Here is a 12,777-nt window from a genome sequence, read left to right as displayed (position 1 = left end):
CCTTCTGCTATGGTCGCGTGCCGGCGACGATCGTTGCCGTCGCGCACAGTTCCACCTTGCCCGCCCGGATCGCCTGGCCTGCCAGATCGAGAACCTCGCTGCGGATGCGGTTGCGCGTCTGATCATCCGCCTGTGCCAGTCCGGCGACGACGGGTGCGGCGATCTCGGTCATGAAGGCCCAGTAGTCCTCCGGGGTCTCGTGGACCATCGTGGTGGTGACCTCCTCCTCGTGGATGTCGTGCAATCCCGCATCCTCGAAAACGGCCTTCATCAGGCCTGCAGACGCGCAGCGAAACAGGCCGGGCGCGCCGGCCGGAGGCTTCGGCATGTCGACGTGCCGGGCGATCGTCGCCATGATCGTCGTTGCCCAGGCGTTCTTTTCCGGTGCACCCCACACGGCAGCGCATACACGCGACTGGGGCTTTGCGACCCTCGTCAACTGTTGGGCTGCCGCTGCAACGTCGGGAAAAAACATGAAACCGAACCGGCAGAGGACGGCGTCGAATGTTGCTTCCGGAAACGGCAAGGCGCCAGCGTCGCAGGCCCTCGTTTCGAAATTCGTAAGACCGCGATGCCTGGCGTTCTCCGTCGCCACCTGCAACATGCGCTCTGAAAGGTCGGTGACAGTCACGCGGCCCTTCGGTATCGACGCCGCCACCGTCAGGCCTGGTTCTCCAGTTCCCGCAGCGACGTCAAGCACCCGGTCGCCGTCCTTGATGGCCGCCTGCCGGATCATTGCCTCGCCGAAGGGGGCGAGCCATCCAAGCACCAGTGCGTCCCACTTCTTCCAACCGGCGGAGAAGCGGTCCCAGGTCTCTCTTTGCTGATCGCGGATTTGATCGAGATGCGCCGACATGCAGGCTCCTCCCTCGGTGCCGTGTTCCGACCTCGCTCACGAAACTATGGACCCTCTGCGGAGGGTTGCAATTCAACTTTCCCGCCGCAATTCGGGCAGTGTGCCGCATTGTCACGGTTTTTACGATCCGCCCTGTGACCGCGGTTACATGTGGGCGCAGACAATCCGCGCTAGGGAGAGAGGGTAAGGCAGGCTATATTCTACTCGAGGAGACCGGGAAGGAGAGATTCGCACCGATGTCGAACCGGACGAACGGCAAAAATAGCGGCCGGATAGAACCCAGCGACGAACAATCCCTCGGTGATCAATTGCGGATGATGCATCGGGCCTTCATGGCCTCGCCACTGCGCAACAAGATCATCTGGCTGAGCATAAGCATCATCGTTGTCATCGTTGTGACAGCCTTTGGTCAGATCATCCTCAACCGATGGTACAAGCCGTTCTACGACACGCTCGAGCGACGCGACCTTCCGGCCTTTCTCCATCAGCTCGTCGTCTTCGCCCAGATCGCCGGCGTGCTCCTCGTTCTCAATGTTTTGCAAACCTGGCTCGGCCAGGTCATCAAGCTGCGCTTGCGCGAAGGCCTGACCCAGGACCTGATCACCGAATGGATGCGCCCGACGCGCGCGTTCCGGCTGGCGAATGCCGGCGCCATCGGCATCAACCCGGACCAGCGCATCCATGAGGACGCGCGCCACCTGACCGATCTCTCGGCCGGACTTTCGATCGGCCTCTTCCAATCCGGTATTCTGCTGGTGAGCTTTATCGGCGTGCTGTGGTCACTGTCCGACGGTTTCGTCTTCCATGTCGCGAGCTATTCCTTCGACATTCCCGGCTACATGGTCTGGGCCGCGATCCTCTATGCGGGCACCGCCTCCTGGCTGAGCTGGCTCGTCGGCCGGCCTCTGGTGGCGCTCAATGGCGAACACTATGCCCGGGAGGCGGCGCTGCGCTTCTCGCTGATGCGCGTCAACGAACATATCGAGGCCGTTTCGCTTTCATCAGGCGAGGCCAATGAGAAAAAGCGGCTGCAGCGCGACCTCGCCTCGGTGCTCGAGATCAGCTACGGCCTGCTGCGTGCGGTTACGCGGCTCACCTGGGTGACCGGCGGCTATGGCTGGATCACCGTCGTCGCACCGATCGTCATTGCCGCACCAGTCTATTTCGCCGGCGACCTCAGCTTCGGTGGGTTGATGATGGCCGTCGGCGCCTTCAATCAGGTGCATGCGTCGCTGCGCTGGTTCGTCGATAATATCGGCGCGATCGCCGACTGGCGCGCCACATTGCTGCGCGTCGCCGCCTTCCGCTCGGCGCTCTTGATGACCGACGAACGGCATGAGGGCGACAAGCGCATCGACTTCAGGACCTCCGATACGCCGCAGATGAGCTTCGACAACATCGAAATCGTCTCGCCGACCGGCTGCATCCAGCTTCGCGAGCCGAGCGTCACCATTGATCCGGGCGAACGCGTGCTCGTCACCGGCGCGCCTGAGGTCGAAAAGGCGCCGTTCTTCCGCGCGATCGCCGGGCTCTGGCCCTGGGGGCACGGCCGCATTGCACTGCCGGTCGACGACGGCCTCGCCTTTGTGCCGAAGTCTCCCTATTTCCCGCCGGGCACGCTTGGAGAAGTGCTCGCCTATCCGAGCCCGCCCGATACCTACAGCAAGGGCGAACTCGCCGCCGTTCTCTCGAAGGTCGGCCTTGGTCGGCTGAGCGGCCGGCTCGACCAGGATGCGCGAAAGCAGATGAACCTCAGCGAGGCCGAGCAGCGCCTCCTCGCCATCGCTAGGCTCAGCCTGCACAAGCCGCGCTGGCTGATCATCGACGAAGCGCTCGATACCCTTGAGGACGACGCCTACCAGCGCGTGCTGAAGTTCATGGACGACGAGCTTCAAGGTGTTGCGATCGTCAACATCGGACGCACCGAACGCGGCAGCGACTTCTTTACCCGCGTGCTCCACCTCGACAAGAACCCGACCGGCAACACGCTCAGGCGTCTCCAGCCGCGCAGCCTGCAGCCGGCCGATCCGCAACTGGTGGACTGATAGTCCGGTCCACGGTTGGCAAACGGCGAAGCGTTGAGAGCCAGGATCTGGAAACGGCTTTATCTGGCGGAAAAAAAAGAAAAACCGCGCAATCCCTGGAATGCGCGGTTTTTCTTGGCCTAAGGTGAACTACTCAGCGTGATTTCAGCTTCATGTGGCGGTTCACGTCCTTGTATAGCAGGTAGCGGAACTTGCCCGGACCGCCAGCATAGCAGGCCTGCGGGCAGAAAGCGCGCAGCCACATGTAATCGCCGGCCTCGACCTCGACCCAGTCCTGATTGAGCCGGTAGACGGCCTTGCCTTCGAGCACATAAAGGCCGTGTTCCATCACGTGCGTCTCGGCAAAGGGAATGATCGCGCCGGGCTCGAAGGTGACGATCGTCATGTGCATGTCGTGGCGCAGGTCCGTCGGGTCGACGAAGCGGGTCGTTGCCCACTTGCCTTCCGTGCCCGGCATCGGCGACGGGGTGATTTCGGCCTCGTTGGTGAAGAAGGCCTCCGGCGCGGACAGGCCATCGACGTACTCGTAAGCCTTGCGCACCCAGTGGAAGCGAACGATCGCTTCACTTCCGTTGCGAACGGTCCAGTTGCTCGCCGGCGGAATGAAGGCGAAGCCGCCCGGCTGCATCTTATGCGCCTTACCGTCGAGCGTGATGGTCAATTCGCCCTCGACGACGAAGATCGCGCCCTCGGCGCCTTCGTCGAGTTCCGGCCGGTCGCTGCCGCCGCCCGGAGCGATTTCCATGATATATTGTGAAAATGTTTCAGCAAAACCGGAGAGCGGCCGGGACAGTATCCACAGCCGGGTCTTGTCCCAGAACGGCAAATAGCTGGTGACGATGTCCATCATCGTCCCCTTCGGAATCACCGCATAGGCTTCGGTGAAGACCGCGCGATCCGAAAGGAGTTGGGTTTGGGGCGGGTTGCCGCCATGCGGTGCATAGTAACTACGGTTGGTCATATCTTCCTTCAGTCTGCTTGCAGGCACCGCCTCCTCTAAAGTGCGGTGCAATGGGTCGCGCGCGCCGCATCAAAGCAATGCGGTGCGAAGATCGCGGGGCTGGTCTTTCTCCTCGTCCAGGTCCAGCTCCGCTTCGACGTGGTTCAGGTGCTCGGCCATTTCCTTGATCGCGCTCGCGACGTCGCGTGACGCGATGTACTCGACCACGGCCAGATGTTCGTCCGGTCCGCAATTGTGCAGGTGGTTCGACCGGTACATTGCGGTGATCAGGGATGTCCGGGACACGAGGTCGCGCAGGATACCGAAGAGGAAGGCAGACCCCGAAAGTTCCGCGAGCAACAGGTGGAAACCACCGGAAAGCCGAACGATATCAGAGAGATTGCCGGATCGGCCGGCAATGCGCTCCTCTTCGATATGGGCGCGCAACCGGACGATATCCTTGGGATTGGCGCGCTCGCAAAGCCGCTCGACGACCCGCTGTTCGATCGCCCTGCGGGCAACGAAGACATCGCGTGCCTCGTCTACCGAAGGCTCGGAGACGAAGGCGCCCCGGTTCGGCATGATCGTCACCAGGCCATCGCGCTCGAGCGCGGTCAGTGCCTGGCGGATGCGAGCCCTGCTGACGGAGAATATTTCGGCAAGTTGTTCTTCTTTCAATCGCGTTCCCGGCCGTAGCCGACGCTCTGCAATCGCAAGCCAGATCTTCTCGCAAATGATCGCCGTCGGAGCACCGGCGACTTCGTCCGCGTTATACATGAAATCTCCCTTAGCCGTTCGCTTACTCTCGCCGTGCGGCGCTCAAAGTCAATTCCATCCGCTGCAGTTAGATATTGACTACAAAATTGTAGACAATATTGTGTACCGCAACTTGATGTGCAATGGCAACCGCTTAAACACGACCGTGCGACCGGCAAATAGACCGGGCCGCGGCGCCAATTGAGAGCTCCGATGGACTTCGATTTCACAGAACTGCCGGCCCAGGACCGTTACCGCCTGCTGACGAACTTCATCGGTCCGCGACCGATCGCGCTGGTCTCGACGCTCTCGCCGAGCGGACAGGACAATGCCGCGCCGATGAGCTTTTTCAATGTCTTCTCGCACGACCCGCCGATCGTCATTCTCGGTATCCAGACCCGCCCGAACGGGGAAGAGAAGGACACGGTCGCCAATATCCGGCGCACCAACGAGTTCGTCGTCAACATGGTGGACATGGCGATCGCCGACCAGATGCTGGTCTGCGGCCTGTCCTTCGAGCCGGATGTCGACGAAGTGGCAATCGCCGGACTGACGGCGGCTGACGGCCTCAAGGTCGGCGCCCGCCGTATCGTCGAGTCACCCTGCTCGATGGAATGCCGCGTTGAGCGGCTGATCGAATATGACCGCCGCGTCATCGTTCTCGGCGAGGTCGTTCATATGCACGTGCGTAAGGACTGCCTCGACGAGGAAGGCCGCTACGTCGACCCCTCCCAATACCAGCCGATCGCACGGCTGCACGCCAACAACTACATCACATCGGATCGTCAGTTCGTCATGCCGACGCCCGACATTACCGCCTATGCCCCCCTTGCAAACGCCATGCGGAAGACGAGCTGATCCATGCGTATCCTGCTGATCAATCCGAACTCCACCCGCTCGATGACCGAACAGGCGCATCGCAGCGCCGAGCGCGTCGCTGCATCCGACACCCAGCTCGAATCGATCAACCCGACATCGAGCCCAGCCAGCATCGAAGGCCATGCCGACGAAGCGATGGCTGTGCCAGCGATGCTTGCGGAAATCCGCAAAGGCGAAGCGCGCGGCATCGATGCCTATGTAATCGCCTGCTTCGACGATCCCGGACTTGGCGCTGCACGCGAGATCGCTCGCGGTCCAGTCATCGGCATCTGTCAGGCGGCCGTGCAGGTCGCGATGAACATCGCGACCCGCTTTACGATCATCACCACCCTGCCCCGCTCCGTGCCGATCATCGAGGACCTCGCCGAGGCCTACGGTGCCGGCCATCGCTGCCGCAAGGTGCGCTCGGTCGACATGCCCGTGCTCGCGCTGGAGGAGGATCTGGCCCACACCGAGGAGATGCTGGTTCAGGAGATCCTGAAAGCACGCCAGGAGGATGGCGCCGAAGCGATCATCCTTGGCTGTGCGGGTATGTCTGAGCTCTGCGACCGCCTGAAGGCGCGTACCGGCATGCCTGTGATCGACGGCGTGACGGCAGCCGTGAAACTTGCCGAGGCGCTGGTCGGGGGCGGCTATGCCACCTCGAAGGTGGGTGCGTACGACTATCCGCGCGCCAAGGAAGCGCCGGCCTGCCGACTGGTCGACGCCAGCTGAGCGCATCCGAATATGTCCCGGGCGCACATGGCGCCCGGGACATTTTGTTTCCGGTGCCGTGCTGTCAGCGCGTCAGGGCGTCAAGCTGCTCCTCGAGCGTCGCCACCTTCCGCTCAAGCGCTTCCAGTCGTTCTTCGAGAGCCGATAGGGCCGAACCGCTCGGCGCCGACGACACGGCCGCCCTTTCGGCAGGCTGCTCGACTTCACCACACAAGAGATGCGCGAAGCGGTCTTCGCGCTGGCCGGCACCCCGGTTCAGTTGAACGATGAGCGGCGGACGGCGGCCCATCATCAGATCCAGATTGTCCTTCAGCTCCTCGATCGACGAGAACCGCGCCATGCGCTCGCTGCGCGCCCAAAGCTCGTAGGCCGTCTGCGGGCCGCGCAGAAGAAGCAGGCCGAGCACGACGATCTGCGGCGACGTCAGCGAGAAGCGGTTGGCTGCGAGGTGCTCGTAGCGCTCGACCCGCGAGGCAAATGCTTGCCGGACCAACCCTTTCTGCCCCAGAGACGAGAGAGCGCGGTGGATCTCGACCTGCTCGAGCGCCATGACGGGATCGCGCGCCGTTTTCTGGTTGGCAGCCGAATGCGCCGAATTGAGCGTCAGCGGATAGACGTCGGGCGTCGTTTCCTTCTTCTCGATCAGGCATCCGAGAACGCGGGCTTCGACGGCATTGAGGACGGGGAAATCGGTGTCGGAGGTGTTCATAAGCCAACTCTTCAAATCAACGCATTTCGATCCCGGCCGGATGTCCCGAGCGGGAAGCGGTCCGACCATTGGCCCCTAACCTAACGTGAGTGTTGGAGCCCGGGAATGGTCATCGGTCTATTTCGTTGAATTCCGGTTAGCAGCCTAGCACTTGCCCCACGACAGCGATGCGAAAGGGGCATGCGAACTGCTTGGCGCAAATACTGAAAATCGTCGGCGGCAAAAAAGAGGCTCCGCGACTGGTACGACACGGAGCCCAAGTCTTCAGGGAAAGAGGTGGGCGTTACGCTGCGTTGATCGCCTTCACAGTTTCTTCGATGCGGTGGCAGGCGGCACGCGAGCCGTCAGCGAAGCTGCGCATCTCCGGCCGCTCGCTCTTGCAGCGCTGGTCTGCAAACGGGCAACGCGGATGGAAGGTACAGCCGGACGGCGGGTTCAGCGGGCTCGGCACTTCGCTCGCCGCAATGCTGCGCCCGCGCTTTGGATGGGTAATATCCGGGATCGTCTCCAGCAGCAGCTGGGTATAGGGATGCCTCGGATTGGCAAAGAGCGTCTCGGTGTCTGCCTCCTCGACGATGCGTCCGAGATACATCACGGCGATCCGGTCCGACATGTGGCGAACCACGCTCATGTCGTGGCTGATGAACAGATAGGTCAGCCCCATCTCGTCCTGCAGCTTGCGCATGAGGTTGAGGATCTGCGCCTGGACCGACACGTCGAGCGCCGAGGTCGGCTCGTCGCAGACGAGGAACTCCGGCTCGCCGGCAAGCGCGCGGGCAATCGAGATACGCTGGCGCTGGCCTCCCGAAAACTCGTGCGGGAACTTGGCACCGTCCGAGGGCGCAAGGCCGACGATCGTCAGCAGTTCGCCGACCCGGTCCATGATCTCGGCTTCGGAGTTGCGCAGCTTCAACTCGCGCAGCGGTTCGGCGATGATGTTGCGCACCCGCCAGCGCGGATTGAGGCTTGCATAGGGATCCTGGAAGATCATTTGGGCCGAGAGCGGCTCGCCGTTCTTGCTCGGTGCAAACCGCACCTCGCCTTCGCTGGCGCGATAAAGACCTGTGACCAGCCGCGCCACCGTCGACTTGCCGCAGCCAGATTCGCCGACGAGGCTCAGACAGCCGCCCATGGGCACGCTGAAGCTGATGTCGTCCACGGCGCGCACGAACTGCCGCGGTTTGCGCTCGATGACGCGGTTCAGCCAGGGTGCCGAAACGTCGAAATTGCAGGTCAGGTCGTTGACCGTCAGGGCATCACTCATAGCACTCCTCCTGCATTGAGCCAGCATGCGGCGACGCCGGTCCCGACCGGCGCCGGTTCGGGCCGATCCTTGCGGCAACGCGGCCCGGCATCCGGGCAGCGCGGGTTGAAGGCGCAGCCGGCGGGGATCGCGTTCAGCCGCGGCATGGAACCGTCGATCTGGTTCAGCCGCTCGACGCGGCGGCCAAGCGCCGGGATCGAGCCCATCAGGCCCCGCGTATAGGGATGACGGGCGTTTTTCAGCACCTCGGCGACAGGGCCGATTTCGACGAGCCGCCCGGCATACATGACCGCGACGCGATCGGCCGTCTCGGCAATCACGCCCATGTCGTGGGTGACGAGCATGACCGCCGTTCCGTGATCATCGCAAAGACGGCGAAGCAGCGAGGTGATCTGCGCCTGGATCGAGACGTCGAGCGCCGTCGTCGGTTCGTCGGCGATGATCAGCTTCGGTTCCGCGGCAAGTGCCAGGGCAATGACGACGCGCTGGCGCATGCCACCCGAGAACTGATGCGGATAGTGGTCATAGCGTGCCTCGGGCGCCGGAATGCCAACTTCCTTCAGGAGCTGGATCGCCCGCGCCTTGGCATCGGCCTTGGAAAGCTTCAGGTGAAGGCGGATGGTCTCAACAAGCTGCGCCCCGACGGTGAAGAGCGGGTTCAGCGAGGTCAACGGATCCTGGAAGATCGCACCGATCTGACGGCCGCGCACCTGCTGCATCTGCTTGTCGTCGAGCTGGTCGATGCGGCGGCCGCCGACCCAGACCTCGCCGCCGGAAATGCGGCCAGGCGGCTCCAGAAGACCCTGGACGGCAAGACCGGTCATCGACTTCCCGGCGCCGGATTCACCAACGACGCCAAGAATTTCGCCGGGGCGAATGCTGAGCGAAACGTCGGATAGCGCCTGCACTGTTCCATGGCGGCCAGGGAATTCGACGCAGAGACCGCGCACGTCGAGCACGGCCGATGAGGTATGTTCAGTCATCGCTGCACCTCCAATGGGTAGCTCGGCGGGAAGATCTCGCTGACAGGCGGGTGACCGAAGCTCCGCTCCGGATACTTGGCAATCAGGCCATCGAACTGGACCTGTGCCTGCGCGCGTGCCGCGTTCATGTCGAAGCCTTCCACCTCGCCATCGCGCATCGACAGACGGCCATCGACGAAGACCGCCTTGGTGACGCGTCCGGAACCACCGACGACGAGCGTCGTGATCGGATCGATCGCCGGCGCCATGTGATGGTCCATGAGATCGAACACGGCAATATCGGCACGGGCGCCCGTTTCCAGGCGACCGAGATCCGAGCGACCGAGGGCCTTGGCGCCGCCAAGTGTCGCAGCATCAAAGAGATCGGCGCAGCTGACGGCTGACGGGTCGCCTTCGACGACGCGGGCAGCGATCAGGCCGACGAGTAGGTTCATCAGCATGTCCGGCGGCGTCGTATCGGTGCCCATGGCAATATTGACGCCCCGCGCCTTGACCGAGCGGAACGAGTTGAGCGTGCTGCCGCCGCGGGCCGAAACCAGCGGGCAGTGCACGATACTCACACCGTTTTCGGCATAGAGACGCAGATCGTTGTCGGTCGCCTGGGTCGCATGCGGCGCAATCAGCCGGTCGCTCAAGAAACCGAAGCTCGCCAGCCATTCCGGCGCCGTCTTGCCATGCAGGCGGCGGACGGTGTCGACCTCCATCGTGCCCTGCGCAGCATGAAGCCGGATCGGGCAATTGAGGTCGCGCGCCGCATCGGCGGTGCGCACCAGCAGTTTCTCGGTGCAAGTTTCCACCCGGTCGGGAGCCAGCAGGCCCTTCACCAGGCCACCATGGCGACCTTCATGGTCACGGATGAAGCCAATCGCGTCGTCAAGGCCCTTCAGACCCCTTGCCTCGTCGAAGATCGCTTCGAGCTGACCCGGCGCCGTCACCATCATGCCGCCGGCGCGATAGGCCGGGCTCAGATAAACGCGAAGACCCAGGTCACCTGCGGCGTCGGATGCGGCGGCGAATTCAGCAACGGTCTCGCCCCATTCGCGATAGAAAAGCGAGGCGATCGGCGCTGCGGTGGTGATGCCATTCAAGAGAAGCTGCGCGAAGGCGAAGCGCTTCTGGAACGCCAGCTCCTCCTGCGTGTACATCTCATAGGGGCCGCGCTCGATGTAGCTCAGCGGCCAGACGCGACCCTTGGCCCAACCAGGCTGATGGTCGATCGCTAAGATCGTCGTGTCGAGATCAGACAGCGCATCGAGGTCGATGAGCCCGGGGCTGATCATGGCTGCGCCGAGATCGATGCGGCGTGCCACCTCTCCTTCGAAACGTGGGCCGACATAGAGCAGCGTGCCGCCCTCGATGACGACTTCGCCGTTCGGGATCAGCCGGTGCGAACCGTCGCGGTGCCCGAGAACCCATTGCGCTGTCAGAAGCGTGCGTCCTTCGGCGCGCTCACCGAGCGTCAAATCCTTGATGTTGGTCATGGGATCGCCACCTCCGCAACGCCGTTGCGGGCGACGACGCGGCCACGCTTGACGACCAGCGGCCGCGGCGCGACGTCGACGACGGCATGCGCCAGCGTCTCGCCGATGAGCAGGGTGAAATCGGCATCGCAGCCAACGTCGAGGCCATATCCCTTGATATCCATGACGTCGGCGCCGCCCTTGGAGCAGACGTAAAGCGCATGTTCGAGATCGACGTCGCGGCGCAGGCCGTTCTTCATGCCGAGGATGCGGGCGCGATCCATCATGTCGGGTTGGCCCCACGGACCCCAGGTGTCGCGGATACCGTCGCAGCCGGCAGCAACCTTCACGCCGGCATCCTTCAGACGCAGGATCGAAGGCACGGTCGAAGACGGAGAGCCTGTCGTGACGATACGGATATCGAGTTCGGCGATCTGTTCGATGAGACCGCCGACGCGCAGATAATCCGGTGCGCCGAGCGCAAAGGCGTGGCTGATCGCGACCTTGCCCTGCATGCCGAGCGCGCGGATGCGCTCGAACATCATCTCCATGCTGAAGGCGCCGAGTTCGCCCTGCTCATGCAGGTGAATGTCGATCGGCTTTCCATGTTTTTCGGCAAGGCCGAAGATCGCGTCGAGATGGCCCTTTGGGTCGCGATCGATGCCGCAAGGATCAATGCCGCCAAGGACTTCAGCGCCATTGCTCAGAGCCTTGTCGAGCAACTCGACAGTGCCGGGCCGCGTGACGAGGCCCGACTGCGGGAATGCGACGATCTCGATATCGATGACATCTTTCAGCACCTGGCGGGTCTCGATGATGCCTTCCATCAGCCGAAGGCCGTGGGTGGTGTCGATGTCTACATGGCTGCGGATGTGGCTTGCGCCATTGGCAGCGAGCATGATCGCCTGGCGCATGGACTGACGGTGCGGATCAATGCCGATTTCCAGCCGCTTTTCGCGTTCGAAATCGATGCGTTCGCGCAGCGTTGCGGTCTTGGCGTTGACGTGCCAGGGCATGCCCCAGACCGACTTGTCGAGATGGGTATGCGCCTCGATCAGACCGGAGATCACGATATGACCGTTGCCGTCTTCCACGGCCACGCCATCGGCGGCGAGGCCCTTGCCGAAGGCGGCGATCTTGCCGTCGCGCACCAGGATGTCGGTCGCTTCGCCGGCGTTGGGCCTGACGTTACGGATCAGGAGATTGGACATCATTCACCTCAATTTCGGATTGAGCGCATCGCGCAGCCAGTCACCGAGAAGGTTGACCGAAACCACGAGAAGGCAAAGCTGGACGACGGGGAAGAGCACCACCCACCATACGCCCGAAAACAGGAACTGGTTGCCGAGACGGATCAGCGTTCCAAGGCTCGGCTGGCTCGGCGGCATGCCGATACCCAGGAACGAAAGCGTCGCTTCCGTCAGGATCGCCATGCCGAAGTTGAGGGTCGCAGCGACCATGATCGGCGTCAGCGTGTTCGGCAGGATGTGCTTCAGCATGATGCGCCGCGCTGGCGTTTTCAGAAGACGCGCCGCCTGAACGTATTCCTTGCCGCGCTCGACGATCGTCTGGGCGCGCACGGTACGGGCATATTGCACCCAGGCGCTGAGCGTGATCGCCAGCACCAGAACGGCGGCAGAGCCAACGTCCCGCAGTTCCGGCGGCAGCATCTGGCGCGCGACGGCACTGACGAGAATGGCGATCAGGATCGTCGGGATCGACAGAAGCACGTCGCCGATGCGCATCAGGAAGTTGTCGATGAAGCGGCCGAAATAGCCGGCAACGAGGCCGAGGCTAAGGCCGACGGCGAGCGAAAGCACAACCGAGGCGACGCCGATCAGGATCGAGATGCGCGAGCCATAGAGAATGGCCGAGAGCATGTCGCGCCCTTGCGTGTCGGTGCCGAGCACGTAAGGCCATTGGCCGTCGGCCTCCCAGATCGGCGGCAGCTCGGAGTTCCAGAGCTCGAGCTGAGCCGGATCGAAGGGGTTCTGCGGCGCAATCAAAGGTGCTGCAAAGGCGGTCGCGATCAGGAACGTAAGGATGATCGCGCCGATGATTGCCGAAGGCTTGTGGGTGAAGGACCACCAGAGATCGCTCTGGCGCCAGCGGGCAAGCCGCGAAGGCTTGCGCGCAGGTGTGGTTTGCTGGACGTGATCTGTCATGGCAAC

At 63.0% G+C, this 12,777-nt stretch carries 12 protein-coding genes; 3 read left to right on the top strand and 9 right to left on the bottom strand.

What is annotated here, in order from left to right:
- Window positions 1-7 precede the first annotated feature (7 nt).
- The gene (locus IB262_RS13005) at window positions 8-856 is read right to left on the bottom strand and encodes a methyltransferase domain-containing protein (protein WP_113080008.1); all 849 of its coding nucleotides are present in this window, start codon (window positions 854-856) and stop codon (window positions 8-10) included.
- Window positions 857-1,092: 236 nt separating this feature from the next.
- Between IB262_RS13005 and IB262_RS13000 the strand changes: the two genes are divergently transcribed.
- A complete protein-coding gene (locus tag IB262_RS13000) occupies window positions 1,093-2,901 on the top strand; it encodes an ABC transporter ATP-binding protein/permease (protein ID WP_034797910.1) in 1,809 nt (602 codons plus the stop codon).
- Between the two features lie 133 nt (window positions 2,902-3,034).
- On the opposite strand, the gene IB262_RS12995 is transcribed toward IB262_RS13000, so the two are convergent.
- Both IB262_RS12995 and IB262_RS12990 read right to left on the bottom strand, forming a co-directional pair.
- A complete protein-coding gene (locus IB262_RS12995; protein ID WP_192493643.1) occupies window positions 3,035-3,862 on the bottom strand; it encodes a bifunctional allantoicase/(S)-ureidoglycine aminohydrolase in 828 nt (275 codons plus the stop codon).
- A 69-nt stretch (window positions 3,863-3,931) separates the two neighbouring features.
- Window positions 3,932-4,618: a GntR family transcriptional regulator gene (locus IB262_RS12990; protein WP_060521105.1), complete on the bottom strand. Its 687-nt coding sequence runs from the start codon at window positions 4,616-4,618 to the stop codon at window positions 3,932-3,934.
- 192 nt (window positions 4,619-4,810) lie between these two features.
- Here IB262_RS12990 and IB262_RS12985 point away from each other — a divergent pair, with 192 nt between their 5' ends.
- Both IB262_RS12985 and IB262_RS12980 read left to right on the top strand, forming a co-directional pair.
- Window positions 4,811-5,455 carry a flavin reductase family protein gene (locus IB262_RS12985; protein WP_192493642.1) on the top strand — a complete coding sequence of 215 codons (645 nt, stop codon included), beginning with the start codon at window positions 4,811-4,813 and terminating at the stop codon, window positions 5,453-5,455.
- A gap of 3 nt (window positions 5,456-5,458) precedes the next feature.
- Window positions 5,459-6,190, top strand: a complete 732-nt coding sequence (locus IB262_RS12980; protein WP_060582932.1) for an aspartate/glutamate racemase family protein — start codon at window positions 5,459-5,461, stop codon at window positions 6,188-6,190.
- Window positions 6,191-6,254: 64 nt separating this feature from the next.
- Here IB262_RS12980 and IB262_RS12975 read toward each other — a convergent pair whose 3' ends face one another.
- The 6 genes from IB262_RS12975 to IB262_RS12950 all read right to left on the bottom strand — a co-directional run bounded on the left by IB262_RS12975 (window position 6,255) and on the right by IB262_RS12950 (window position 12,771).
- Window positions 6,255-6,899: a DUF480 domain-containing protein gene (locus IB262_RS12975; RefSeq protein ID WP_192493641.1), complete on the bottom strand. Its 645-nt coding sequence runs from the start codon at window positions 6,897-6,899 to the stop codon at window positions 6,255-6,257.
- A gap of 283 nt (window positions 6,900-7,182) precedes the next feature.
- Window positions 7,183-8,163: an ABC transporter ATP-binding protein gene (locus IB262_RS12970; protein WP_234798773.1), complete on the bottom strand. Its 981-nt coding sequence runs from the start codon at window positions 8,161-8,163 to the stop codon at window positions 7,183-7,185.
- The gene (locus IB262_RS12965; protein ID WP_034797922.1) at window positions 8,160-9,146 is read right to left on the bottom strand and encodes an ABC transporter ATP-binding protein; all 987 of its coding nucleotides are present in this window, start codon (window positions 9,144-9,146) and stop codon (window positions 8,160-8,162) included. The genes IB262_RS12970 and IB262_RS12965 overlap by 4 nt, the downstream gene beginning before the upstream one ends.
- A complete protein-coding gene (locus tag IB262_RS12960) occupies window positions 9,143-10,627 on the bottom strand; it encodes an amidohydrolase family protein (protein WP_192493640.1) in 1,485 nt (494 codons plus the stop codon). The genes IB262_RS12965 and IB262_RS12960 overlap by 4 nt, the downstream gene beginning before the upstream one ends.
- Window positions 10,624-11,817 (bottom strand): amidohydrolase family protein, encoded by a 1,194-nt coding sequence (locus tag IB262_RS12955; RefSeq protein WP_113080013.1) that lies wholly within the window; start codon window positions 11,815-11,817, stop codon window positions 10,624-10,626. Before IB262_RS12955 ends, IB262_RS12960 begins: the two co-directional genes overlap by 4 nt.
- A 3-nt stretch (window positions 11,818-11,820) precedes the next feature.
- Window positions 11,821-12,771, bottom strand: coding sequence for an ABC transporter permease (locus tag IB262_RS12950; RefSeq protein WP_060529200.1), 951 nt, complete (start codon window positions 12,769-12,771; stop codon window positions 11,821-11,823).
- Between the last annotated feature and the right edge of the window lie 6 nt (window positions 12,772-12,777).

The organism is Ensifer sp. ENS02, assembly GCF_014851885.1.
Lineage (GTDB): Bacteria > Pseudomonadota > Alphaproteobacteria > Rhizobiales > Rhizobiaceae > Ensifer > Ensifer adhaerens.
The sequence above is the reverse complement of the archived record's forward strand: the minus strand, read 5'-3'. Positions and strand labels throughout refer to the sequence as shown.